The 24,799-nt window shown below is 67.9% G+C and carries 22 protein-coding genes and 2 pseudogenes; 12 read left to right on the forward strand and 12 right to left on the reverse strand.

Annotation, left to right across the window (positions count from 1 at the left end; genetic code table 11):
* Positions 1-255 (reverse strand): hypothetical protein (locus ACZ9YD_RS13270; RefSeq protein WP_465075747.1); only part of this gene is annotated, 255 nt, incomplete at its 3' end.
* A 167-nt stretch (positions 256-422) separates the two neighbouring features.
* The gene (locus tag ACZ9YD_RS13275) at positions 423-764 is read right to left on the reverse strand and encodes a winged helix-turn-helix domain-containing protein (RefSeq protein ID WP_465075749.1); all 342 of its coding nucleotides are present in this window, start codon (positions 762-764) and stop codon (positions 423-425) included.
* 386 nt (positions 765-1,150) lie between these two features.
* Here ACZ9YD_RS13275 and ACZ9YD_RS13280 point away from each other — a divergent pair, with 386 nt between their 5' ends.
* Positions 1,151-3,853, forward strand: a complete 2,703-nt coding sequence (locus tag ACZ9YD_RS13280) for a bifunctional acetate--CoA ligase family protein/GNAT family N-acetyltransferase (RefSeq protein ID WP_465075750.1) — start codon at positions 1,151-1,153, stop codon at positions 3,851-3,853.
* 18 nt (positions 3,854-3,871) lie between these two features.
* Here ACZ9YD_RS13280 and ACZ9YD_RS13285 read toward each other — a convergent pair.
* Positions 3,872-4,039, reverse strand: a pseudogene (locus tag ACZ9YD_RS13285) (HupB); the annotation flags it as partial.
* A gap of 123 nt (positions 4,040-4,162) precedes the next feature.
* Between ACZ9YD_RS13285 and dinB the strand changes: the two are divergent.
* Positions 4,163-5,227, forward strand: a complete 1,065-nt coding sequence (dinB, locus tag ACZ9YD_RS13290) for a DNA polymerase IV (RefSeq protein ID WP_465075751.1) — start codon at positions 4,163-4,165, stop codon at positions 5,225-5,227.
* 182 nt (positions 5,228-5,409) lie between these two features.
* Here the strand turns inward: dinB and dinG are convergent, their stop codons facing one another.
* Entirely contained in the window at positions 5,410-7,572 is a 2,163-nt protein-coding gene (gene dinG / locus ACZ9YD_RS13295) for an ATP-dependent DNA helicase DinG (protein WP_465075752.1), read from the reverse strand.
* Positions 7,573-7,683: 111 nt separating this feature from the next.
* Between dinG and ACZ9YD_RS13300 the strand changes: the two genes are divergently transcribed.
* Both ACZ9YD_RS13300 and ACZ9YD_RS13305 read left to right on the forward strand, forming a co-directional pair.
* Positions 7,684-8,328, forward strand: a complete 645-nt coding sequence (locus tag ACZ9YD_RS13300; RefSeq protein ID WP_465075753.1) for a DUF5671 domain-containing protein — start codon at positions 7,684-7,686, stop codon at positions 8,326-8,328.
* The gene (locus ACZ9YD_RS13305; RefSeq protein WP_465075754.1) at positions 8,325-8,759 is read left to right on the forward strand and encodes a hypothetical protein; all 435 of its coding nucleotides are present in this window, start codon (positions 8,325-8,327) and stop codon (positions 8,757-8,759) included. The genes ACZ9YD_RS13300 and ACZ9YD_RS13305 overlap by 4 nt, the downstream gene beginning before the upstream one ends.
* 13 nt (positions 8,760-8,772) lie before the next feature.
* Here ACZ9YD_RS13305 and ACZ9YD_RS13310 read toward each other — a convergent pair whose 3' ends face one another.
* Positions 8,773-9,555 carry a DUF2884 family protein gene (locus ACZ9YD_RS13310; protein WP_465075755.1) on the reverse strand — a complete coding sequence of 261 codons (783 nt, stop codon included), beginning with the start codon at positions 9,553-9,555 and terminating at the stop codon, positions 8,773-8,775.
* A gap of 100 nt (positions 9,556-9,655) precedes the next feature.
* Positions 9,656-10,105: an Rrf2 family transcriptional regulator gene (locus tag ACZ9YD_RS13315; RefSeq protein WP_465075756.1), complete on the reverse strand. Its 450-nt coding sequence runs from the start codon at positions 10,103-10,105 to the stop codon at positions 9,656-9,658.
* Positions 10,106-10,222: 117 nt separating this feature from the next.
* Here ACZ9YD_RS13315 and ACZ9YD_RS13320 point away from each other — a divergent pair, with 117 nt between their 5' ends.
* Both ACZ9YD_RS13320 and ACZ9YD_RS13325 read left to right on the forward strand, forming a co-directional pair.
* Positions 10,223-11,128 carry an NAD(P)/FAD-dependent oxidoreductase gene (locus ACZ9YD_RS13320; RefSeq protein WP_465075757.1) on the forward strand — a complete coding sequence of 302 codons (906 nt, stop codon included), beginning with the start codon at positions 10,223-10,225 and terminating at the stop codon, positions 11,126-11,128.
* Between the two features lie 47 nt (positions 11,129-11,175).
* Complete coding sequence (locus ACZ9YD_RS13325; RefSeq protein WP_465075758.1) at positions 11,176-12,195, forward strand: serine hydrolase domain-containing protein; 1,020 nt, start codon at positions 11,176-11,178, stop codon at positions 12,193-12,195.
* A gap of 15 nt (positions 12,196-12,210) precedes the next feature.
* Here ACZ9YD_RS13325 and ACZ9YD_RS13330 read toward each other — a convergent pair whose 3' ends face one another.
* The 3 genes from ACZ9YD_RS13330 to ACZ9YD_RS13340 all read right to left on the reverse strand — a co-directional run bounded on the left by ACZ9YD_RS13330 (position 12,211) and on the right by ACZ9YD_RS13340 (position 16,412).
* A complete protein-coding gene (locus tag ACZ9YD_RS13330) occupies positions 12,211-14,964 on the reverse strand; it encodes a PAS domain-containing protein (RefSeq protein WP_465075759.1) in 2,754 nt (917 codons plus the stop codon).
* Positions 14,965-15,084: 120 nt separating this feature from the next.
* The gene (locus ACZ9YD_RS13335) at positions 15,085-15,792 is read right to left on the reverse strand and encodes a DUF72 domain-containing protein (RefSeq protein ID WP_465075769.1); all 708 of its coding nucleotides are present in this window, start codon (positions 15,790-15,792) and stop codon (positions 15,085-15,087) included.
* A complete protein-coding gene (locus tag ACZ9YD_RS13340; RefSeq protein WP_465075760.1) occupies positions 15,792-16,412 on the reverse strand; it encodes a flavodoxin family protein in 621 nt (206 codons plus the stop codon). Before ACZ9YD_RS13340 ends, ACZ9YD_RS13335 begins: the two co-directional genes overlap by 1 nt.
* A 187-nt stretch (positions 16,413-16,599) precedes the next feature.
* Here ACZ9YD_RS13340 and ACZ9YD_RS13345 point away from each other — a divergent pair, with 187 nt between their 5' ends.
* The 4 genes and pseudogenes from ACZ9YD_RS13345 (at position 16,600) to ACZ9YD_RS13360 (ending at position 19,696) form a co-directional block, all read left to right on the forward strand.
* On the forward strand, positions 16,600-17,802 hold the full coding sequence (locus tag ACZ9YD_RS13345) for an MFS transporter (RefSeq protein ID WP_465075761.1): 1,203 nt from the start codon (positions 16,600-16,602) through the stop codon (positions 17,800-17,802).
* Between the two features lie 78 nt (positions 17,803-17,880).
* Positions 17,881-18,387, forward strand: a pseudogene (locus ACZ9YD_RS13350) (pyridoxamine 5'-phosphate oxidase family protein); the annotation flags it as partial.
* 299 nt (positions 18,388-18,686) lie between these two features.
* Positions 18,687-19,247 carry a DUF6630 family protein gene (locus ACZ9YD_RS13355; RefSeq protein ID WP_465075762.1) on the forward strand — a complete coding sequence of 187 codons (561 nt, stop codon included), beginning with the start codon at positions 18,687-18,689 and terminating at the stop codon, positions 19,245-19,247.
* 86 nt (positions 19,248-19,333) lie between these two features.
* Complete coding sequence (locus ACZ9YD_RS13360; protein WP_465075763.1) at positions 19,334-19,696, forward strand: hypothetical protein; 363 nt, start codon at positions 19,334-19,336, stop codon at positions 19,694-19,696.
* A 49-nt stretch (positions 19,697-19,745) separates the two neighbouring features.
* Here ACZ9YD_RS13360 and ACZ9YD_RS13365 read toward each other — a convergent pair whose 3' ends face one another.
* Positions 19,746-20,825: an endonuclease/exonuclease/phosphatase family protein gene (locus ACZ9YD_RS13365; protein ID WP_465075764.1), complete on the reverse strand. Its 1,080-nt coding sequence runs from the start codon at positions 20,823-20,825 to the stop codon at positions 19,746-19,748.
* Between the two features lie 169 nt (positions 20,826-20,994).
* On the opposite strand from ACZ9YD_RS13365, the gene ACZ9YD_RS13370 reads away from it, so the two are divergent.
* Positions 20,995-21,975: a bile acid:sodium symporter family protein gene (locus tag ACZ9YD_RS13370; protein WP_465075765.1), complete on the forward strand. Its 981-nt coding sequence runs from the start codon at positions 20,995-20,997 to the stop codon at positions 21,973-21,975.
* Between the two features lie 56 nt (positions 21,976-22,031).
* On the opposite strand, the gene ACZ9YD_RS13375 is transcribed toward ACZ9YD_RS13370, so the two are convergent.
* Positions 22,032-23,027 (reverse strand): aldo/keto reductase, encoded by a 996-nt coding sequence (locus tag ACZ9YD_RS13375; protein WP_465075766.1) that lies wholly within the window; start codon positions 23,025-23,027, stop codon positions 22,032-22,034.
* Between the two features lie 118 nt (positions 23,028-23,145).
* Entirely contained in the window at positions 23,146-24,093 is a 948-nt protein-coding gene (locus ACZ9YD_RS13380; RefSeq protein ID WP_465075767.1) for a cytochrome c oxidase assembly protein, read from the reverse strand.
* A gap of 113 nt (positions 24,094-24,206) precedes the next feature.
* On the opposite strand from ACZ9YD_RS13380, the gene ACZ9YD_RS13385 reads away from it, so the two are divergent.
* On the forward strand, positions 24,207-24,707 hold the full coding sequence (locus tag ACZ9YD_RS13385) for a CopD family protein (protein WP_465075768.1): 501 nt from the start codon (positions 24,207-24,209) through the stop codon (positions 24,705-24,707).
* Positions 24,708-24,799 lie beyond the last annotated feature (92 nt).

Below are 24,799 nucleotides of genomic sequence, written 5' to 3' on the forward strand. Positions count from 1 at the left end.
GAGTAGGTCATCGCCAGGGTTTTTACCCAAAACCCCCGCCGGTATTCCGGCGGGGGTTTTTCTTTGGGCGCTGTTTGACGATAGCGCTAGGGAAAGTGAGAAAGTCAGACGGCAATGCGTGGCAGCGTGAGTATTTAGTTCAAAAATGCGGGGAGATAATTTTGGAGCACCAAAGGTCTGGCTGAGAAACAGATGCGAGCGGTTGGACGGCCGCTCGAAACGGGCTGGCTTGCGCAGCCTGGGCTTGATGCTCACTCGCGAGCACTCATCAGCACGCGAAGCTTCAAGCGAAGACGCGGACTCGGAAGACAGGTGACGGGTTTCGCTTCGCTCTTCCCATCCTACGTAGGCGGATTTCTGCGCTTTGAGATCGCGGTTCTCGCGATGAGCGCACCGGCACAGAGGCGGACGTCATTGGTTCGCTACTTGCGAAGATCGCGCAAGTGAGCGAGATCGTCGGCGATCGAGGCGGCACTGTGTTGCTGCATGCGGCGGTAGGTCGACAGAATGTCTTCGCCCAGCGCGGTGAGTTCTGCACCGCCGCCGCCACGCCCGCCGGTCAGCGTCGCGACCACTGGGGCACCGAAGTGCAGGTTGAGCTGTTCGACGAGCTGCCAGGCGCGGCGGTAACTCATGAACATACGGCGACCTGCTGCGGAGATCGAACCGGTTTCACGTATGCCATCGAGCAGATCGGCCTTGCCTGGGCCGAGCATCACCTCGCCAAGGCGGATACGCAGCTGGAAGTCGTCTGGATCGCTCATGGCGGCAGCTTAGACGAGGCGGTTGATGCGTTGGAGTCGAAGCGCGCGTTTGGCGAAATCGTGCCGAGCCGGTGGCGTGTTGAATCACGGCTTCGATCAGAAAGCGTATGCAGTTGGAGCGTGTCGAGCCCCGATGCTTCCCAAGCTATGCGTCGGATGATGTCGACGGATCTCTTGTGAGGCGCCATTCGCGTCGGAATTGTGATCGTCCCCGAGATCTCCGATGGCTCTCGCGTTGCTCTACCCACCCTATGAGGCGTACGCAGCGCTCGGCGCTGCGCCTGTGACGACAGCCCTTGGCAAAATCTCAGAAGGTGACTGATCGGAATCGCATACGGACGCTCGTGTATCGTCTGCGCTCGTCTTGAATGACCGCGCACGCCGCGATGAGTACCTACGCACTGCAGTCCGTGTTCCATCCCGCGTCGGTTGCGGTCGTCGGCGCGAGTCCGCGCGCGCGGTCGTTGGGGCGGCTGGTGTTGCAGCAGTTGCGTGCCGGTGGGTTCGCCGGGCCGATCGGTCTGGTCAATCCGCGCTATGCGTCGATCGATGGTATCGAAGCGTCGCCTTCGATCGCCGCGTTACCGTTTACCCCGGAACTTGTGGTGATCGCCGTGCCGCCGGAGGACGTGGCAGGCACCGCCGAGGCTGCAGCCCGGGTGGGCGTGAAGGCCGCGATCGTGCTGACGCGCGACATGGGCGAGGGCGCGGGGTCTCACAACGCAGCGCTGGCCGAGGTCGCGCGTGCACGGGGGCTGCGCATCGTCGGGCCGAACTGTCTCGGCGTGATCGCACCGCACGCCAAGCTGTTCGCGAGTTTCGCCGCGCATGCGCCGATTCCCGGCGATCTAGCACTGATCTCGCAATCCGGCGCGGTCGCTGCCGGCATGATCGAGTGGAGCCGCCCGCGCGGCATCGGATTCTCCGCGGTGGCATCACTGGGTGATGCACTCGACGTCGACTTCGCCGATCTGCTCGACTATTTCGCAACCGACCGGCATACCCGCGCGATCCTGTTGTACGTCGAGCGTGTCCGCGACGCGCGCAAGTTCCTGTCCGCTGCCCGCGCGGCGGCACGCGCAAAACCCGTGGTCGTGGTGAAGCCCGGCCGGCATGCGCGACGTGACGCCGCGGCGATCACACGCGCGGCGGCCCTCGCCACCCCCGACGCGGTCTATGACGCGGCGTTCCGGCGCGCCGGGTTGTTGCGCGTCCACGCGCTCGACGAACTGTTCGCCGCGGCCGAAACCCTGTCGCATCTGGGCGGCGTGCCCGGCAACCGGCTCGCCGTGATGACCAACGGCATCGGCGTCGGCATGCTCGCACTCGATCGGCTGGTCGATCTGGGCGGTACACGCGCGTCACTGTCGGAGGCGACGATCGGTAAGCTCGATGGCGCGTTTCCGCGTGGCTGGTCGCGGCGCAACGCCGTGGACATGCTCGGCGATGCCGACGGCACTCGCTATGCCGCCGCCCTGGAGGCGCTGCTCGACGATCGCGACAACGATGCGGTGCTGGTGATGCAGGTGCCCACCGTGCTATCGGATCCCGATGAAGTCGCGAGCGCCGTGGTGCGCACTGTGCAGGCGCGTTCGCACACCGTCGCGCGCAAGCCGGTGCTCGCGGTCTGGCACGGCGAGCAGCCCGAGGCGCGCAAGACGCTCGGCGATGCCGGCATTCCGGTCTACGACAGCGAGGCGGATGCGGTGCGCGGCTTCATGTATCTCGCGCGTCACCACGAGGCGCAACGTGCGCTGATGGAAACGCCGCCAAGCCTGCCGGACGATTTCGCGGTCGACCTGCCGGCGGCACGCGCTGTCGTCGAGGCGGCTCTGGCATCGGAGCATCGCCTGCTCGATCCGGTGGCGACCGCGCGCCTGCTAGGCGCCTACGGTATTCCGGTCGCCGAGGTCTCGCGCGCACGCGACGCCGATGCAGCGGTCGCCGCCGCGGACGTGCTGTTCGCGCGTGGCGTCACGGTCGCGGTGAAGATCGATGCGGCCGACATTCCGCACAAATCCGATGTCGACGGCGTGCGCCTGAACCTCACGACGCCGCAGGCCGTGCGTCAGGCGGCCGAAGACATCCTGCAGCGCGCACGCACCTTGCAGCCCGCTGCGCGGATCGACGGCGTTACCGTGCACGCGATGATCGTGCGGCCCAAAGCGCGTGAACTCATCGCCGGTATTGCCGACGATCCGACGTTCGGCCCGGTGATCGTGTTCGGCCGCGGCGGTACGGCCGTCGACGTCATCGACGACAAGGCCTTGATGCTGCCACCGCTGGACCTGCGCCTCGCACACGAGCTCATCGGGCGTACGCGCGCGTCGCGGATTCTCAAGGCGTATCGCGATGTGCCGGCGGCCGACGAACGCGCCGTCGCGCTGGTGCTGGTGAAGCTCGCGCAGATGGCGGCCGACATCCCGGAGTTGCTGGAACTCGACATCAACCCGCTGCTCGCCGATCGCGACGGCGTGATCGCGGTCGATGCGCGCATCGCGCTCGCGCCGGTCAAGCGGCTGCACAAGGGGCGCGGACATCCGCGTTTCGCGATCTTTCCGTATCCGGTGGAGTGGGAACGCACGATCACGCTGTCGAACGGGAACACGGCTTTCGTGCGGCCGGTACGCCCGGAAGACGAGGCGATGTTCCGGCGCTTCTTCGAACAGGTCAGCACCGAGGATCTGCGTCTGCGTTTCTTCAGCGCGGTGCGGCATTTCAGCCACGAGTTCATCGCGCGGCTCACCCAGCTCGACTACGCGCGCTCGATCGCGCTGGCGGCGATCGACCCCGACACCGGCGAGATGCTGGGCGCGGTGCGTCTGCTCGCCGATGCGAACTACGACACCGGCGAGTACGGGATCATGGTGCGCTCCGACCTCAAGGGCGCCGGGCTCGGCTGGCGGCTGATGCGGATCATGATCGAGTACGCCCGCTGGCAGGGGCTGCGCGTCGTCGAGGGCCAGGTGCTGCGCGAGAACACCACGATGCTGGCGATGTGCCGCCAGCTGGGATTCTCGATCACCACCGATCCGGACGATGCCACGGTCGCGATCGTGCGACTGCCGGTCGAGGGCGCCGACGCCTGATGCGCGTCAGTGGTCCGTGCGGCGCGAGCCGGATTGCTTGCCGCCGCCATCCTGCTTGTTGACCGTGGCCCAGGCGATGCGCTCGGCATCCGCCTCCGACCGGCCCTTGTCGCGCTCCGAAGCCTCGACGTGTTCAGCCTGTCGTTTCTGCTTGTCGGTGTAGGACGATTTGTCGCCGCGGGGCATGACGGTGCTCAATCGATGGGAGCGGACAGCCTGCGCAGGAACACGTGAGCAGCGGGTCGAATCCGCGTGCAGGAATCGTGGATCGGGCGCAGTCACTGCGACCGAAGCGACGATAATGCAGCCGTGCGCAAGATCCTCCACATCGACATGGACGCGTTCTACGCTTCGGTCGAGCAGCGCGACGATCCGTCGCTGCGCGGTCGGCCGGTGGTCGTGGCCTGGCGCGGCGCGCGTTCGGTGGTCTGCGCCGCCTCGTATGAAGCCCGTCCGTTCGGGGTGCGCTCGGCGATGCCGGCGGTCACCGCCGAGCGCCTGTGTCCGGACGCGGTGTTCGTGCCGCCAGATTTCGCCCGCTACAAAGCCGTGTCGCGGCAGGTGCGCGAGATCTTCCACGCGCACACCGACCTGGTGCAGCCGCTGTCGCTGGACGAGGCCTATCTCGACGTCACCGATCCGAAGATTCCCTCGCCAAGTGCCACCGCGACCGCGGAGGCGATCCGCGCGCAGATCCGCGAAGCGACGCAACTGACGGCCTCTGCCGGCGTGGCGCCGAACAAGTTCATCGCCAAGATCGCTTCGGACTGGAACAAGCCTGATGGTCTTTACGTGGTGAAGCCGGCGCAGATCGACGCGTTCCTGCTGCCGCTCAAGGTCGGCCTGATTCCCGGCGTCGGCAAGGTCATGGAAAAGAAGCTGGCCGAGCTCGGCGTCGCCACGGTCGGCGATCTGCGCGGTCTGTCGCGCGAGACGCTCGAGCGGCGCTTCGGCACGTTCGGGGTGCGTCTGCACCAGCGCGCACTCGGCATTGACGACCGGCCGGTGGAACCGGATCAGCCGGTGCAGTCGATCTCGTCGGAGGACACGTTCGAGACCGATCTGCCGCTCGAGGCGCTGGCGCCGATGATCGAGCGGCTCGCCGAGAAGACGTGGACGGCGACGCGCAAGACGGCGCGCGTCGGCCGCACCGTGGTGCTGAAGCTCAAGACCTCGCAGTTCCGCATCCTCACGCGCAGTTTCACGCCCGATGCGCCGCCCGCGTCGCAGGCGGAACTGACGCGGATCGCGCTGGCATTGCGCGAGCGCGTCGAGCTGCCGGCGTCGACGCGGTATCGGCTGGTCGGTGTGGGGATCGGCGGCTTTCGCGAACCGGATGAGTTGCCGGTGCAGGCGGGGTTGTTCGAGGGGTGAGTGCGATTAGCGAGGAATTTGCAGCGATCTTCGCCCTCACCCGACGCGCTTTGCGCGTCGACCCCGGATCGAGTCCGGGGCAGGCTCTCTCCCAGAGGGAGAGGTGCCAATCAAAGGCGGGTCTCGCGCGCTGCCACGCAAACGTCGACGCACTGGCCTCTTCTGCGACGCCTTCCGCTACGTCAGCCGATCACGCGCTTGAACGGCGGCAGCGCATCGAGGATGCGTTTGCCGTAGCGGCGGTTGAGCAGGCGCGAATCGAGGATCACGACGCGGCCGGTATCGGTCGAGGTGCGGATCAGGCGACCGGCGAACTGGGTCAGCGTGCGCAACGCATGCGGAATCGCGATCAGGTTGAACGGGTTCTGCCCGCGCGCTTCGAGCCATTCTCCAAGCGTCGCGGTCTGCGGATCGGTCGGTACCGCAAAGGGCACCTGGGTGATGACGACCGTCGTGCAGGCCTCGCCCGGCAGGTCGAGACCTTCGCCGAACGAGTTGAGGCCGAACAGCACCGAGCCCTTGCCGGCGGCGATGCGCTCGAGATGCGCGGCGACGACCTGCGATTTGTTGCCGCTGCTCTGCACCTGGATCGCGTCGCGGCGCGAGGCCGGCATCAGTTCGGCGACCTTCTCCATCTTCCAGCGCGAGGTGAAGAGCACCATGCTGCCCTTCTTCCAGTCGAGTTCGCGCGCCAGCCATTCGGCGACGGCCTTCGGGTGACCTTCGCGATCGTCGGGCGCCACCGGGAACTGCGGCACCACCAGCTGCGCCTGGTTCGGCAGGTCGAACGGCGACGGCAACGAGGCTGTCTCGGCGTGATCGGGCAGGCCGGTGTCGATCGCGAACGACTGGAAATCGCCGCCGCCGGTCAGCGTCGCCGAGGTCATCACGACCGAGTCGATCTCCTTCCACAGCAGCGTGCGCAGCACGTGCGCGGCCGAGACCGGTGAGCAGTGCAGGGCGAGATCGCCATCGCGCGTGGCGGTGATCCAGCGCGCCATCGGCGGCGCACCCTCTCGGTCCCCGCGGCGCCAGCCGGCCCACAGTTCGTGCTGCTGCTCGACCATTTCCAGCGCCATGCCGAGGCTGCGCTGCAGCTTTTCGCGCGCCGGATCTTCCTGCTTGGTCCGCGCGACGGCCTGTTGCGCGGCGTGCACCCAGTTGAACAGGGCGCGCGTGTCTTCGCCGAGGGTTTCGATCGCGTGCGCCCAGTCGTCGGGCAGGCGACCGAGCGGTGCGCGCCACATCGGGTCGCGGTCGCCGGGTTCGGGCTGCCAGACGCGGTCGACGTCGAGCTGGAACGCTTTGAGCCCCTTCGACACGCGCGACGCGAGTTCGATCGCCTCGTTCGGCAGCAAGGTACCGATGCGTTCCTTGTCGACCAGACGATAACTGCCCGCGATCAGAATCTGCATGCGGCTGGTGCGCTTGGCCATGTCGGCCAGGGGCAGGCGCGCCGCGCCCTGGTCGATCGCGACGTTCGCCACGTGGTGGCCTTCGTCGAGCACCAGCAGCATCTCGCCGGGCGGCGCCAGCAGCGGCTGGCCGTTCTCGATGTCGCCCATCGCCAGCGACGACAGCAGCAGCGCGTGATTGGTCACGACGATCTGCGCTTCGCGCACGGTGGTGCGGACTTTCAGCACCGGGCACTGCTGGGCGAAGCTGCAACGGCGCCCGGCGCAGCTCGATGCGGGCGTGGTGATACGGGTGCGCAGCGCGGGCGACACGGGTTCGGGCGCAGTGTCGAGATCGCCGTCCCACTGCCGGTCCGCATGCGCTTCGAGCAGGCGCCGCGCCGCGTCGACCTCGTGCGGCGCTAGCGGTCGGTCATAGAGCTGGCGCTCGTAGTCGCCGCCTTCGTCGGGCCCGGCGCCATCGAGCAGCATCGTGCCCTGGCTGTGCTCGGCATGCAGTTCGGCGGCATTGCGCGTGCACAGATAGCGCGTGCGGCCCTTGGCCAGCGCGACGCGGGCCTCTAACCCGGTCGCGGCGAGAAACGCAGGGATGTCGCGTTCGAACAACTGCGACTGCAGGGCCACGGTACCGGTGCTGATCACCAGTTTCTTCTTCGTCGCCAGCGCGATCGGCACGCCGGCGGTCAGATACGCCAGACTCTTGCCGACGCCGGTCGGCGCTTCGGCGATGCCGATGCCGCCCGAAGTCGCGAGCGCGCGCGACACCAGTCCGATCATCGCGCTCTGCGAACGGCGCGTGCTGAAGCCCGGCGTGTTCGCCTGCAGCTTCGCGTATGCGGCGCGGATGTCGGCCTTGAGCGCGTCGTTCAGCGCGCGCGGCGGCGCGTCGGCCGCGGTCGTGGCCGGCAAGGTGGAGTCGGAATCGCCCATGCGCCCATTGTCCCACGCCACGTCGCGCGGACCGAGACCGGGATGCTGAACATTTCTGCGTAGACGATCGGCAGCCTGCTAGATTTGCCTCAGGAAACGACGGAGCGGGCAATGGGAACGGAATCGAAGGATCTGGACAGCTTCGTACGCGATGCATTGGCGCGTGGCGCGGATCGCAAAGCGGTCGCTATCGCCCTGGCACACGCCGGATGGCCTGCCGAGCAGATCGAAGACGCACTGTCCCGGTATGCGGATGTGGCATTCGGGGTGCCCGTGCCGCGACCGCGTCCCACGCTTTCGGCGCGCGATGCCTTCCTGCACCTGGTGCTGTTCACCTCGCTTTATGTGGCCGCCTGGCAGCTCGGTAGCCTGCTGTTCGACCTCGTGAACCTGGCGCTCCCTGATCCGACGGATCTCGACTATAAAGTGCAGCGTCGCGGCCAATCGATGCGGTGGGCGGCGGCTTCGGTTGTCATCGCGTTCCCGTTGTTCGCATTCGTTGCGCACAAGATCTCACGCGAGCTGGCGCGCAATCCGGTCAAGCGACTGTCCCCGGTGCGTCGCTGGCTGACGTACATGACGTTGTTTCTGGCCGCCGCCATCGTGGTCGGTGATCTCATCACCCTGGTCTACCACGTGTTGGGCGGCGAACTCAGTATCCGCTTCCTGCTCAAGGTACTGATCGCGGGCACCATCGCCGGGGCGATCTTCGCGTTCTACCTGCTCGACCTGCGTCGCGAAGAAACCGCGCCATGAATGTGTCCCGGTTCGGGCGCGGTCTCGTCATCGCGGGTGGGCTGGTCGCCTCCGTGACGGTGGCGGCGACTCTGTGGTTGACCGGTTCGCCCGGCGCCCAACGCGACGCACGGCTCGACACCGCCCGCGTCCGTGACCTGCGCGCGATCGAGCAGGCGGCCGGCACGCACCTGCGGAAGAACGGCGCGCTGCCCGCCACGCTGGCGGACGTGCCCGGCGCCGACCTGCGCCGGGTCGATCCGGTGACCAGCGCGGCGTACGGATACCGCGTCATCGCGCCGGATGGCGTGGAACTGTGTGCGGTGTTCACTGCCGACAATGGGCAGCCGCTGCGTCAGATCGAACCCTGGGTGCGTCGCGACTGGCCGCATGTGGCCGGACCAGCCTGTTTCGAGCGCCGCCTGGATCGGCCATCGCGCGCTGAAGAATGAGTGGTATGCGCCGTCAGTCGGCGCCGTTGACCGTCCCGCTCCGAGGTGCGTCTTCCAGCATCACCAGCCGATGGCCGTCGAGCCGGTATTCGAGTGCCGCCTGGATCGACTGCAGCTCGCGCACGTGCGTGCACAGGGCATCGGCCTGCGCTTCCAGAGCGGCGCTGCGGGCTTCGATCTTGCGGTCCAGATCGGCTTCCATGCGTTCGGCGCGCGCGTCCATGCGGCCGGCGCGGCCGGTGAACACCTGCCACATCACGCTGCGGCCGAGGCTGCCGGTCATGCGTTCGGCCGCCTCTTCGATGCGCGACTCGAAACCGTCGCCGAACACGTCCTGGTCCCAGCGCCCGGTGCCGAGCGTGGTGTCGATGTAGCCGAGCGTATCGGTGCGGAAACGTTCCACCTGGCGCACCTTGCGCGCGCTGCCGGTCATCACTTCGACCACGCCCGCCAGCGCATCGAACGCGATGCCGGTGCTCTCGCGCGCGACCGAGGTGACCTGCGGCATCAGCGTGCGTGCGCCCGATTCGAGCCGGCGCAGACGCGCGGCATCGGCGGCGCTGACCGTCTGCACCGCGCGGTCCACGCTGAGCGTGCCGTCGTGGAAGAAGATCTCCTTCGGCATGCCGCTGTCGCGGTAGAGCCACACGCCGCCGGTATCGACCAGCACGTTGTAGGGCGTGGAAATCTCGCACTGGTCGGAGGACAGCCGCGGCGTGGTGTCGTCTTCGGCAGCAAGGGCCGTGGTCGACGCGATGACGAGTGCCGCAGCGAGCGCGACGCGATTGAAAGACATGGGCAGCGTTCCCTGTTGCGTGTGCGCGAGCATCGGGCCATCGCGGCGCGCTATCGCGTGCTTGAAGTCACGGTGACGCATGGGCGCCGGGATGGATGGATCAGCGCGCGCCGCGTCGGCGCCCGCTGGTGGCCAGGCGCTTCTGGAAGTCGGCCGCGATGTCGGCCAGCGTCACCGCGGCCAGTCGCGCGCGCAGCAGGGCTTCGGCCTCGGCCATCGCGCCGGTGAGGTGGGCGTTGACGGCTTTCTCGACGAGGCAGTCCGGGTCGTCGTTGGCCAGTCCGAATGCGAACGGGGCCGGCGATCCCAGTGCCGTGTGGATGTCGAGCAGGGTGATCTCGGCGAGCGGTGTCGCCAGCGACCAGCCGCCGCCGTGGCCTTTTTCCGAACGGACATACCCGTGGTCGCGCAGGCCGGCCATCGTGCGACGCACGACGACCGGATTGGTGCCCAGCATCGCCGCGATCTCGTCCGAGGTCGCGCGGCCGTCGGCCTCCGCCAGATGGATGAGGACGTGGAGCATGCGGCTGAGGCGGCTGTCGGGGCGCATGGGGCAGGGAGCAGGACGGGCGATCACGATACCGCAGCCGCATCACGATACTTGTCGAGTTGCATGATGCGAGAACCGAGTGCATCATGAAACAACTGAAGTGACGTGAGGTGCGGAATGCGCTACGACGCAGTGATTGTGGGTGGCGGGAGTGCCGGACTGTCGGCGGCGCAGGCGCTGGCACGCGCGCGCCGTCAGGTGCTGGTGATCGATGCGGGGCAGCCGCGCAACCGGTTCGCGGCCGCTGTACACAACGTGTTCGGGCATGACGACACGCCACCGGCCACGCTACTGGCGCAGGGACGCGCGGAATTGCTGCGCTACCCGACCGCGACGGTCATCGCGGGCCAAGCCATCAAGGCGGCCACCGATGCGGCCGGGTTCTCGATCGTGCTTGAGGACGGCCAGATATTCGAGACCCGCACCGTGATCCTGGCGGGCGGCGTCCGCGATGTGTTGCCGCCGCTCGACGGTCTGCAGGCGCGTTGGGGGCGCAGCGTGCTGCATTGTCCGTACTGCCACGGCTTCGAAGTCGCCGGGCGTGCGCTCGGTGTCTTCGCAGGCGATGCGATGGGCCTGCACCGCGCGCTGATGCTTCCCGACTGGGGCCCGACGACCTGCTTTCTCGAGAATGGCTTCGAGCCCGACGCCGACGATGCGCGCAAGCTCGCCAACCGCGACGTGCGACTCGAACGTGCGCCGGTGGTCGAATTGCTGGGCGATGCGCCGACGCTGTCAGGTGTGCGTCTGGCCGATGGTCGCCGCGTGGCGATCGATGCACTGTTCGTCGGCTCGCGTGTCGAACCGGTCGACGGTCTGGCCGACATGCTCGGCTGCGCGCAGGACATGGGCATGCTGGGACCGCATCTGCGCGTGGACGCGTTCAAGCAGACCACCGTGCCGGGCGTATTCGCGGCCGGTGATCTGAGCCAGCCGATGCACAGTGTGCCGCTCGCGATGGCATCGGGTCTGCTCGCGGGCGTCGGTGCACACCAGGCATTGATCGCCGCCGCCGCGGCCTGAGCGCGGGTTTCATTGGGGGTTTGCAGCGTCGCGCCGATACTCGATCGATGCATCGCATCTTCTCCCTGTGGCTGGTTTCGTTGTGTGTCTGTTTCGTCACCGTCGCGCCCGCCACCGCGCAGACGCAGGAGGCCGACCGCCGCGCTGCGCTCGAGAGCGTTCTCGCCGACGCCACATCACTGACGCCGCTGCGGACGGTGCTGGTGGCGCGTGACGGTGCGCTGCTTGCCGAGCGCGGCTACCACGGCGCGTCGACCACGCGCCCGGCCAATATCAAGTCGGCTTCCAAGACAGTGATGTCGGCGCTGGTCGGCATCGCGATCGACCGCGGGCTTCTGGACGGCGTGGACCAGCCCGTCGCACCGCTGCTGGCAGATCGCCTGCCGCGCGATCCCGATCCGCGTCTGGCCCAGATCACCATCGGCCATCTGCTGTCGATGCAGGCCGGGTTGCAGTCCACGTCGGGCCGGGGCTACGGGCGCTGGGTCGCGCAGCGCGACTGGGTACGTGACGCGCTCGCGCAGCCGTTCGTCGACGAACCGGGCGGCGGCATGATCTATTCGACCGGCTCCACGCATCTGCTGTCGGCGGTGCTCGCCCGCGTGGGCGGCAAGCCGGTGCGCACGCTGGCGCGCGACTGGCTGGGCCCGCAGGCGGGGTTCGCGATCGCGTCCTGGGATACCGATCCGCAAGGCCTGCACTTCGGCGGCAACCAGATGGCGATGACCCCGCGATCGCTGCTGGCGTTCGGCGAGATCTATCGCAACCACGGCCGCGCGTCGTCAGGCGCGCAATTGATCCCGGCGAGCTGGATCGCGCAGTCGTGGGTGACGCGTACGCGCTCGGTCTACACCGGCGACGGCTATGGCTACGCCTGGTTTGCGAGACGGATCGGCGATCACGACGTGCGTTTCGCCTGGGGCCATGGCGGGCAGATGCTCTACATCGTGCCGTCATTGAACCTGACGGTGGCGATGACCTCCGACGAGACCGCCGCTGCCGGCTCCGGCCACCTCGCGCATCTGCATGCGCTGATGGGCCGGATCATCGCCTCGCAGGACGGCTGACCGGACGCGTCTGCCTCAGGCCGCAGTCCGGATCGCCGCGTTGGCCGACTCCACACTTGCCGCGAGTTCGTGCTGGCGGAACGGTTTGCTGAGGATCGTCAGGCCCGGGTCGAAGTCGGCCATGCTGGTGTAACCGGACACGATCACGATCGCCGTCTCCGGGAACCGCGCGCGCACGGTGCGCGCGAGTTCGGCGCCGGTCATGCCGGGCATCAGATGGTCGGTGACCAGCACCGCAGGCATCAGGCCGTCATCGAGCGCGCGCAATGCCTCTTCTGCGGAGCTGGCTTCGATGATCCGGTAGCCCATGTCCTCGAGTGCGTCGGAGGTGCACATGCGCACCGAATCCTCGTCGTCGACCACGAGCGCGGTGCCGCGGTTGTCCCCTGTGATGTCCACTGTCGTGTCCTCGTTGCTGGATGTGGCGCCGGGGCGCGAGCCTACCGGCAGCCACAGATGGATGGTGGTGCCCGTGCCGGGCGCGCTGTCGATCGTCAGCCGGCCGCCGAGCTGCGAGGCCAGGCCGTGCGCCATCGACAGGCCCAGGCCGGTGCCCTTGCCGATGCCCTTGGTCGAGAAGAACGGCTCGATCGCGCGCTGGCGTGTCTGCTCGTCCATGCCGCATCCAGTGTCGGTGACCGACACCACGACATAGCGGCCGTGCGCGATGCGAGCGTCGTCGGAGACGCGTGCGTTGCGCGCACCGAGCGTCAGCGTGCCACCTTCGGGCATCGCGTCGCAGGCGTTCACGCTGAGATTGAGGATCGCCATTTCCAGCTGGTTCGGATCGGCCACCGCAGGCAGCAGATCGTCGGCGATGTCGAGTGCCAAGCGCACGCGCGGGCTGCTGGAACTGTCGACCAGGTCGGCCATGCCCGAGACCAGCGTGGCCACATCGATATCGAGGGTTTGCAGTGGCTGGCGACGCGCGAACGACAGCAGGCGCTGTACGAGCGTCGCAGCGCGATCGGCCGACTGGCGGGCGACGCCGATCATGCGCGAGCGGCGCTCGGCCTGCGCGCCCGGATCGGCGGCCAGATCGAGCGCGGTGACGATCGGCGTCAGCAGGTTGTTGAAGTCGTGCGCAAGGCCGCCGGTCAGCTGGCCGATCGCCTCGAGCTTCTGTGACTGGCGCAGCGCCTCCTCGGCGTTGCGGCGATCCGTGGCATCGATCGCCTCGGGCACCACGGCGATGAGCCGGCCGTTGTCGTGGATCGGACGCAGCGAGAAATCGTGGTTGCGGCGACCGCTGGGCAGATCCAGCTGCACCTCGTCGCGGACCGTTTCACCGGCGACTGCACGATCGAACATCGCGCGAATCCGTGCCGGCATGCCGGGGGTGCCGCTGAACCAGCGCGTCTCCCACAGGGGCACGCCGACCAGATCTTCGAAGCGTGCGCCGACGGCCTGAAGGACCGGGCGGTTCGCGTCGGTGACGATACCGTCGGGCGTGCACATGCCCTGCAACTGGTAGCTGGTCTCAAACAAGGTGCGCAATTGCGCCTGGGAACGCGCAAGCGCGTCGGCGGCCGCGTTGATGTCGGTGACGTCGCGCGCGCTGCAGTAATAACGGCCGCCCTCGGGCGTGGCCACCCATGACAGCGTGCGCAGGCCGCCGGCGCGTGTATGCCAGCGGTTCTCGAAGCGCAGCACCGGTTTGCCGGCGCGCAGCGTCTCGAGCACGGACTGCGTCACCGCGTGATCGTCGGGACTGACGTGGTCCATCCAGCGACGGCCCACGAGCGCATCGACCGGCCAGCCCAGCAGCTGTTCCCAGGCTGGGTTGACGGTTTCGATGATGCCGTCGGGGTCCACGACGGCGAGCAGGTCGGGTGTGACCTGCCAGGTCAGCGAGCGCTCGCGGGCGCGTTCGATGACCTGCCGTTCCAGATCGCTGTTGAGGCTGCGCAGCTCGGCTTCGCGGGCCTGCAAGGCGACATCCGACAGATGCCGCGCGGTCACGTCGACGCCCTGCACGAAGATGCCGACGACGTCATGACCGTCGTTGATCGGCTGGAACACGAAATCGACATAACGCTCGGCCGACGCGCCGCCGGGCGTGGTCTGCACGATGTACTGCGCACTGTCGGCCGAGAACGCCTGTCCGCTGCGATAGACCCGGTCGAGCAGCGTGAGATAGCCCTGACGCACCGCGTCGGGCAAGGCATCCGCCACACGCTTGCCCAGCACGTCGCCGCGGTCGCCGATCAGGGTCTTGTACGCCGGATTGACGTAGGCAAACACGTGTTCGGGAACGGTCAGCATCGCCATGAACGTCGGCGCCTGATCGAACATGCGGCCCATCTGCGCCACGTCGGCCTGCAGACGGCGCTCGGTCTTCACCTTGCGGGTCACGTCAGTGGTGATGTTGAGCAGGCCGACGATCCGGTCGTGCTCGTCGCGAACCGGCGAATACGAGAACGTCCAGAACGTCTCTTCTGGAAAACCGTTGCGCAGCATCGTCAACAGCATGTCTTCGTGCAGCGTGGGCACGCCTGCGAACACGCTTTCGACCAGCGGACGGATATCGTCCCAGACGTCGGACCAGATCGTCTGCAACGGCTGGCCGAGCGCCTGTGCTTCCTTGGCACCGAGATGCGGGGCGTAGGCGTCGTTGTAGAACAGCGTCAGGTCCGGGCCCCAGCACAGGCACATCGCGAAACGCGACTCGAGCATCAGGCCCAGCGCGGTACGCAACGACTGCGGCCAGCTGTCGATCCGGCCGAGCGGCGTGGTCGACCAGTCATGGGCTGCGATACGCCGCGACATCCCGCTCGTGCCGGAGAGAAATTCGAGCTGGGCGGGGTGCGCGTTGGAGGTCACGAAAGGCGCGGCAAGTTCAGGACCGCGCATCCTGCCATAGGGTCCCGTGGTGACGTGATGACGACATCAACACCGGCGCTCCTGTAGTGCGGCGGCGTTGGGAATCGCATGCCCGGCAGCGGTATTGTCGAACACTACCCAGGCATCGACAGGGCCGGCGCGCACTGCAGTTGCAATCGCGTCGAGCGCGTCGGCGTCATAGTCGCTGTAGTAGATCTTCGGACGGCCGTGCCAGCGCCAGTAGCCGAATCGTGCGCTGCCGCCGGGCTGCGCATCATCGCCGTGACGGGCGGGATCGGCGGCCACGCGGGCGACATGATCGCGCGCGAGCAGCGCATCGGCCTGCGGCGTGAGCCAGCTGGCGTGTCGCGCCTCGCAGGCCACGCGACCGGGCCAGCGCCGCGCCAGCATCGCGAAGAACCTGGCCGCTGTGCGGGCGTCGAAGGCCAGACTCGGCGGCAGCTGCACCAGCACGCAGTCCAGTTTGTCGCCGAGGCCGCCGGCCGCAGCGAAGAATGCATCGAGCGCGGCGCCGCAACCGGTCAGCCGCGCCTCGTGGGTGATCGTCTTCGGCAGCTTGATCGAGAAGCGGAAACCGGCCGGCACGCTGGCCGCCCAGCGGGCGTAGGTCGTGGCGCGATGCGGCTTGTAGAAGGACGAGTTGATCTCAACGGCGTCGAAGCGCGTGGCATAGCGTGCCAGCATGCTGTCGCCGGCGCCGAACAGCGCCGCATCGCACGACGCGATCGACCAGCCCGCACAGCCGATGCGGATCACCCGTCGCCGCGCTTCGGCTTCGGGTAAGGCTGAGCCTGCAGCACACGGGCGAGGTGCACCGCGTTGGAGGCAATCGTGGCGATGGTGTCGGTGACCTTGTCCGGGGGCGTCTTCAGATCCTGGTAGTCGACGGAGCCCATCGCCTCGCCGACCCAGTACGGCGGGCTGCCGCCGGGAATCGTGAAGCCGACATCGGTCAGGCCCTGGTAGAGCTGCGCGCAGACGTGGTGGGCGCCGTCTTCGTTGCCGACCACGGCGGCGACCGCGACCTTGCCGAACGTGGGATACACGCCGTCGTCGTCGATCTCGCCCAGCACCGCGTCCAGCCGTTCCAGCACGCGCTGGGCAATGCTCGAGGGGTGGCCCATCCAGATCGGCGTCGCCACGACCAGGATCTCCGCGGCCATGATCCGCTTGCGCAGTTCCGGCCACTGGTCGCCATCGCCTTCGTCGGCGCTGACGCCCGGTTTGACGTCGTAGTCGGCGACGCGCGCGCTGCCGGTCTTCGCACCGTGGCTCGCCATGGCCGCCAGTAACTGGTCGAGCATCTTCTGTGTCGACGACGGCGCGTCGCCGGATTTCAGGGTGCAGTTCAGGCCAAAGGCAGTGATGGACATGCGCGGACTCGCAGCGAAAGGGAGATGAGGAACTGTCCGCGGCGTGGCGTCCAGCCCTTGTCATCGCGTCGTGTTCAGGCCGTTGGCGCTGAACGCCCCGCACCGCTGCAACGCTGTGGTCGACACACGCCGATGACGCCGATGTTGCGATGCACAATAATTGCGGGTCATGTCCCGGAGACCCGTCATGGCCAGCGCACCGGCGCTTCCCGATCGCCGCACCCGCACCCTGATCCTGTTCGCGCTGGCGATGGGCGGCTTTGCGATCGGCACCAGCGAATTCGCGATGATGGGGCTGATGCCGAACCTGACGCGCGGCTTCGGTGTCGACGAACCTGCGGTTGGCCATCTGATCAGCAGCTACGCGATCGGCGTCGTCGTCGGCGCACCGCTGCTCGCGATCCTGGGCGCGCGTCTGCCGCGGCGGCGTCTGCTGCTGGCACTCATGGGGTTCTACGCGCTGGGCAATCTGGCCAGCGCGCTGGCGCCGAACTACGCGACGATGCTGGTCGCGCGCTTCGTCGCCGGCCTGCCGCATGGCGCGTACTTCGGCGTGGCGATGCTCGTGGCCGCGTCGATCAGTCCGCCTGCGCAACGCGGCGCCGCGGTCAGTCGCGTGCTGCTGGGCCTGTCGATCGCGATCCTCGTCGGCAACCCGCTGGCGACCTGGCTCGGCCAGCAGTTGAGCTGGCGCTGGACGTTCGCGCTGGTGTCGGTGCTGTCGGTGCTGACCGTGGTGCTGGTCGCGCGCTTCCTTGCGCCCGATCCCGCCGAGCCGGCGCAGACGCCGATGCGCGAACTGCGCGCGTTCAACACCTCGCAGGTCTGGTACGCGCTGCTGATCGGCGCGGTCGGCTTCGCCGGCATGTTCTGCGTCTTCAGTTATCTCGCGCCGACGCTGATCAACGTGACGCGTGTGGCCGAGTCGTGGATTCCGGTGGCGCTGGCGGCGTTCGGTGTCGGCGCGATCCTCGGCAACGTGGCAGGCGGCTGGCTGGTCGATCGCCTGCAGTTCCGCGCGGTGCCGGTGATCCTCGGCTGGTCGCTGCTGGTGCTGCTGCTGTTCCCGCTCGCGACCGCCGCGCCTTGGTCGATCCTGCCGGCCATCGTCGCGGTCGGCACGATGGGCGCGCTCGCGCCGGTGCTGCAGACGCGCCTGATGGATGTCGCCGGCGAAGCGCAGACGCTCGCCGCCGCGTCCAACCATGCCGCGTTCAATACCGCGAACGCGCTCGGGCCATGGCTCGGCGGCATTGCGATCAGCGCCGGACTGGGTTGGACCTCGACCGGTTACGTCGGCGCCGCCACCGCGGCCGCGGGCCTGCTGATCTATGCCTGGGCGCGTCGCGCCGAACGTCGTCGCCAGCCCGACGCGCCCTCGACCTGCTGACGCAGCGGCGCGTCGCCTTCACGTCCGTCGCCCGCCGCGCTGCCGACACTGCGCGTTGAATCCTGACGGGAGTGCGACATGGCAACGCGAAGCAGCAAGGGCGCGAAAGACGCGCAGACGATCGCGAAACTGATCGAGGACATCGACATCACGATGTTCACCACCGTGGGCCCGGGTGGCTATCTGGTGAGCCGGCCGCTGTCGACGCAGAAGGCGCAGTTCGACGGTGAGCGCGTGTGGTTCTTCGTCGCCTCCGACAGCCCGAAGGTCGCCGAGATCGCGCGCAATTCCAAGGTCAACCTGGCGTACGCGTCCAAGGGTCGCAACACCTACGTCTCGATCACCGGCGATGCCTACGTCAACGAGGATCCGGCGAAGATCGAAGCGTTCTGGAACGATGCGCTCAAGGCTTACTTCCCGCGCGGCGTCAACGATCCGAAGCTCACCCTGATCGAAGTGCAGGCGCACACCGCCGAGTACTGGGACGGCCCGGGTTCGCTGATCGGCAAGGCCATCGCATTCGCCGTCGCGCGCGTGACCAAGCGCGAGGAAGTGATGGGCGAGAACCGCATCGTCAATCTGCGCGGCCCGAACAAGACCTCGAAGCTGCCGCCGTCGCACGCGGATGCCCGCGGCGGTGCGAAGAAGGCGGCCAAGAAGACCACGAAGCAGGCCGCCAGCAAGACCGCGGCACCGAAGCCGGCTGCGAAAAAGGCGACGGCGGCAAAGAAGGCCGCGACCCAGCGCACGGCCAAGACCGGCAAGCGCGCGGTGAAGAAGGCCGCCGCGCGAAGCTGAGTCGCAGACCCGCGCCGATCGCGATCCGGTGTGCCGCGGCCCTGTCGCCGCGGCACACTACGCCGCCCGATCTTCCGAGTCCTGTCATGGCCGCGCACGAATACGAGTTTGATCCCGACGACAACTTCTCCTTTGGCGCGCCCGAGCGCGACGACGGCGAAGACGAGGCGCATGACGGCGACCTCGAGGCGATCGCATGGCAATGGCTGCTGCGCATCAATCCAGGTGACGAAGATGCCGCCACCCAGCAGTTCCAGGCGTTCCGCGAAACACTGGGCGACGACGATGCACAGGACGCCGTGCAGGCCGCGCTTGAGTCGGCGACCGACTGGCGCGCGAGCTTCCGCGTGCCCGAGGACGAGCGCGCAACCCTGATCGACGCGATCGACACGCTCGCCGAGCGGTTCCGTGTCGAACTCGACTGGGGCGTCGAAGATCCAACCGACGACGTCGCACTGGGCAGCGCCTCGACCCACGCCCTGCTCGACACCGCCTACGACCAGCTGCGCGTGGCCGGTTACACGCTGTGGACATGGGATACGGGGGACGACAGCGTCGCCGGTGTCATGGCGCCGCGCGACGACGATGAGGGCATGCGTGTTATCGGCCATGCGCTCGGACTGGACGTGCGCCCCGGCGCTGGCTGAACTGTTGGCTGAACGCGCGGCTTGAACACGCCGTTCGCAGATTCCCTGTTACGTTGCCGCTGTCCGTCACCGCATGGGAGGGTGCGATGGACAGCCGAACCGTCTATACCGCCTGGGGTTGCGCCTTGTCGCTGGCCGCTGCGTGCATGGCGCCTGCCTGGGCGGCGGGGCCGGATGCGAGTGCAGAACCCCCGAGCGCGGTCGTCGATGGCGATCAGCGTGCCGCGTGGCTGCAGCCGATCCGCACTGATCGACCGATCCGCCGCATGTCGGCACTGAAGACCGAATATCGCCGCATCCGCGAGCTACGCCGCGAACAGATGCAGCCCGAGTACGAGCGTCGTCTGGCCTCGTCAGGCCAAGACGCCGCGGAGGCCTGGCGCGAAGACACCCTCAAGCACATCGCCCGGCGCGATCTGCGCGATCTGCGGGCGCGTCTGGATCGTTGAGGGTGTGTCGTCCGCCCGCAACCGGGCAGCGCGCGCTGGCGCGCATCCGCTAGCGCTGGATATCCGGCGCTGCGTTCGTGGCGTCAGATTGTGCAACTGCGGCGTTCGCATCTGCCTGATCTTCTGCATCCGCGTCGAGTCCGGCGTCGGCATCGTTCTCGCCCGGTGACAGCGCGAGCTCGACCAGGATCGGAAAGTGGTCCGAGCCGATATCCGGCAACCGCTGCATGCCGACCAGGGTGAAATGCCGGCTGTGGAACAGATGGTCCAGCGGCCAGCGCAGACCTGGCAGCTTGGCGTGGAAGGTGTTGTACATGCCGCGGCCGATGCGCGGATCGAGCAGGCCACTGAGCTTGCGGAACAGGCGCGTGGTGCGTGACCACGCCACGTCGTTGAGATCACCGGCCACGATCACCGGCAGCGTGGCCTCGTGCACGGCGCGTCCGACGATCACCAGCTCGGCATCGCGATCCACCGAGCTGTCGGATTCGGTCGGGCTGGGCGGGCGCGGATGCAGCGCATGCAGGGTGATGCGGCGGCCGCCGTCGAGTGCCAGCGTGGCGTGGATCGACGGGATGTCGTCTTCGACCAGATAGCGGATCTCCGCATCGTGCAGCGGCAGCCGCGAATACACGTGCATGCCGTAGAGGTTGTCGAGCGGGCAGCGCAACACGTGCGGCAGCGCATCGGTCAGCACGTCCAGGCGTTCTTCCCACCAGGCATCGGTCTCGACCGCGATCAGCACGTCCGGCTGCTGCGCCCGCACCACCGCGATCAGCGGATCCGCGTTGCGGTTGGTGGTCAGCACATTGCTGGCCATCAGCCGGATGCGCACGTGCGCATCGGCCGGCGCGTCTTCAACCTCCACGCGCGCCATGCGCGTGTACGGGATGATCCACCACGCCTGCCACAGCATGCAGGCCGCGTTGACGACGACGATCGCCAATGTCCAGGGGTCGTCGACCGGATGTAGGCCGAGGTGCAAGGCCAGCACCAGCGCCGAGAGCAACAGCAGCTGCAGGCGGGGAAAATCGAAGCCGCGGATCCACCACACGCCGCTTCGGATGGTCGGCACGAGGGTGGCAATGGCCAGCAGCGCGGTGACTGCGGCGAAGATGAGGGTCAGCATCGTGCATCGGGCGGCGACGGAAACGAAACTATGAACACGCGTGCGCTGCAGGCGTGTGAATCCGGGACGCGCCTTTGCGTCCGCCGCGGCTGGTGGTCGGCGACGGCGGCTGCGACCATATCGGCCCACCGCGCCGCAGCTGGTGGCATCCGCCGTCGGAGTTTTTCGTATGCCCCTGCGTTCGCGCGTCGATCCTTTCACGCTGATGCTGCTCGCCATCGTTGCGCTGGCGTCGCTGCTGCCGGTACAGGGACGTGCCGCAGCGGTCATGGATGTGGTGACGAACGCCGCAATCGCCGCGCTGTTCTTCCTGCACGGCGCACGTCTCTCGCGCGCGGCGATTCTCGCCGGCGCGCTGCACTGGCGCCTGCACCTCACGATCCTGGCGTGCACGTTCGCGCTGTTTCCGCTCATCGGCCTGCTCGGCAGGCCATTGTCAGGCTGGTTGCTGACGCCGGAGCTCTATGTCGGCGTGCTGTTCCTGTGCACGTTGCCGTCGACGGTGCAGTCATCGATCGCTTTCACGTCGATGGCGGGCGGCAATGTGCCCGCCGCGGTCTGCAGCGCATCGCTGTCGAGCCTGCTCGGCGTTGCGCTGACGCCGCTGCTGATGGCGCTGTTGGTCGGCAGCGGGGCGGGGGCGATGGCGCATCCGTTCACCGCGATCGCCAAGATCATGTTGCTCCTGCTGCTGCCCTTCGTCGCCGGACATCTGCTGCGGCCGGTCGTCGGCGGCTGGGTCGAACGTCGGCGCGCACTGTTGCGCTGGACTGATCAGGGCACGATCCTGCTGGTGGTCTACACCGCCTTCAGCGCGTCGGTGATCGAAGGCCTGTGGCGCGACACGCCGGTGTGGACGCTGATCGCGGTGGCCGTCGTCTGCGCGCTGCTGCTCGGGATCGCGATGCCATTGATCGCATGGATCGCACGACGCTTCGGCTTCAATCGAGCCGACGAGATCGCGATCGTCTTCTGCGGTTCAAAGAAAAGTTTGGCGACGGGGCTGCCGATGGCGAAGCTCATGTTCGCCAGCGGTGGGCTGGGCGCGATCGTGCTGCCGATCATGATCTACCACCAGATCCAGCTGATCGTCTGCGCGGTGGTGGCGCGGCGATATGCAGCCGGCACAGCGCAGACGACCGCGCGCTGAGCCATCGCGTTGCGAACGGACGCGCCCGGTCGGGCGCGCCCGTTCCGGCCGCCGCGTCAGCGGTTCAACGCACCCATGCCCGCTGCGGGATAGCGCGTGCCGGACGCCGCGTCCGGCGGGAAGATCGCATCGATGCGGGCCAGATCGTCCTCGGTCAGATGGATGTCGAGCGCGGCGATGTTCTCGTCGAGGAAGCCGATGTGCTTGGTGCCCGGAATCGGCACCAGATCGTCGCCCCGCGACAGGACCCATGCCAAGGCCAGCTGGCCCGGGGTCACGCCGTAGTCCTGCGCGATCGCCTGCACCGACTCGACCAGCGCGAGATTGCGGTCGAAGTTCTCGCCCTGGAAGCGCGGCGAATGGCGGCGGTAGTCATCGTCGTCGAAGTCTTCGATATTGCGGATCGTGCCGGTCAGGAACCCGCGCCCGAGCGGCGAGTACGGCACGAAGCCAACACCGAGTTCGCGGCAGGCGGTCAGCGTGCCGTTGGTCTCGGGATCGCGCGACCACAGCGAGTACTCGCTCTGCAGCGCGGCGATCGCGTGCACCTTGGCCGCGCGCCGCAGCGTGTCAGCCGAGGCCTCCGACAGACCCAGGTGCCGCACCTTGCCCTGTTCGACCAGTCGCGCCATCGCGCCGACGGTGTCCTCGATCGGCACCTGCGGATCCACGCGGTGCTGGTAGTACAGATCGATCGTCTCGATGTTGAGCCGCTTCAGGCTGGCCTCGCAGGCCTGCTGTACGTACGCGGGCGAGCCGTTGATGCCGCGTGCGTGCGGATCTGAGGGATCGAGCTGGATGCCGAATTTGGTCGCGATGAAGACATCATCGCGGCGCCCGTCGATCGCGCGGCCAACCAGGGTCTCGTTGGTGTGCGGGCCGTACATGTCGGCGGTGTCGAGCAGGGTGATGCCCTGGTCGAGCGCGTGCTTGATGACGGCAATCGCGTCGGCATCGCTGCCGCGGCCGCCATAGAACGCGCTCATGCCCATGCAGCCGAGTCCGATGGCCGAGACGGTAGGGCCGCCGAGTCCGAGGGTGCGGGTCTTCATCGCGGGTCTCCGTCGTGAATGCGAACGCGCACTGTGCAGGTCGGGATGGCAAGCCGGTGTCGAGGCGGCGCCCGCGTGTACTGCCCGCCGTGCGCGCCGCAACGCGGAGAGCCTGCGTTCAATCCGGGTCGCGTGTCGTCGTCCCGGACCTCGCCGCGGGACGGCTCACGGCGCCCCGAGGCACATTCCGCAGCAGCGCGACCGCCAGACACAGGCCGACGACGAGATAGGGCAGGCCGGTCGGCACCCACATCAGCAGGCCCGCGAGTTGCTGGTCGCGGAACGCATCGAGGCCGGCGAGCAATGCGCGGTCGGTGTAGGCCGGATACAGCAGCCGCGGCGAGAACGTCAGCAGCGCGCCGAGAAATCCCATCAGCATCATCGCCGTGACCAGCGCGACGAGTCCCCCGGTCGCGCCGCCATCACGCGTGCGCAGCCGATGCAGCACCGCGCTCCAGAACCACAGACCGGCGAGCAGCACGCTGGCGAGCATCGTGCGGTGCAGCGGTTCGCTTACCAGCGCCGCCGAGGTCGCTGCAGGCAGATGCCACAGCCACATCGTGCCGACATGCACGAGCGTCGCTGCGCCGAGCTGCGCGTTGGCACAAGCGCCGATCGGCCCCAGCGTGCGTGAGAGCCGCGTGGCGATGGGGGCCGGTAGCGCACAGGCCGCGACTTTGCCGGGCCGGGCGATCAACAACAGCGGCGGCGCCCACGCCAGCAGGGTCATGTGCTGAGCCACATGCGCCGACAGTGCGTAGGCCGCGTAGGTGTCCAGCGGCCACACCAGCGCGAGGCCCAGCAGGAGCATGCCGGCCGCGAAGGCGAGCGGTCCGCGCCATCCGCGCGCAACGCCAGCGCCTTCAGACGCATGGCGCAGACGCACCAGGCCTGCGCTGTACACGATTGCCGTGACCATCAGCGGCAGCAGCGTCCACATCGACAGCGTCCACGCGTAACCCAGCGGCGGTGGCGGACCGTCCGGCATCGCCGCGCCGGCCGCCGATGCGACCAGCAGGAGCGCCAGGCCGACAGTGACCGGGACGAAGACAGCGATACGCGACATGGCGCCGACCCTAGCAGCCGGCGGCGGGACAGTGCGTCGACGCGCACGCGGCCCCACACGCACGTGATGCGCCTGCGCGTAGGCTGCGCGATTCGACGATTCGTGGAGCGCCGGTGTACTTCTGGCTCAAGGTCCTGCACATCCTGGCGATGACGGTCTGGTTCACCGGGCTATTCTTCCTGCCCCGCCTGTTCGTCGCCCGGCACCGCCGCGAGATCGATTCCGATCCCGCGTACTGGAATCCGGTGGCCAACACCCTGTTCTTCCGGATCATGACGCCGGCAGCGCTGCTGACGATCACGTTCGGCGGCATCCTGATCGCCTGGAATCCCAGCGGCGCGTGGCTGGTGCTCAAGCTCGTGGTCGTCGCGGGGGCGGTGCTGCTGCATCTGTACATGGGCCTGCTGCTCTACGAGCTGGGCCACGACCGCTGCCGGCATGGGCCGACGTTCTTCCGCATCATCGGCTGGGTGCCGCTGGTGTTGTTGCTGCTGATCGCCGGATTGACGGGGGCGAAGCCGCAGACCCTCGGCGATCTGCCGGCGCCGCCGTCGCGCAATGTGGATGTGGAGGATGTGGTGCCCGGGCTTGAGGATGAGGCAGCTCGGCCGTAGCGTTTTCCTTTTGCTTCGCTGTGATCGCTCCCACGCGAGCGCGACGCAGCGGCGCATCCCGCAGACCCGTAGGGCGCCGCACATCCATGTGC

The sequence above is a fragment of the Luteimonas sp. AC640a genome, from assembly GCF_979256585.1.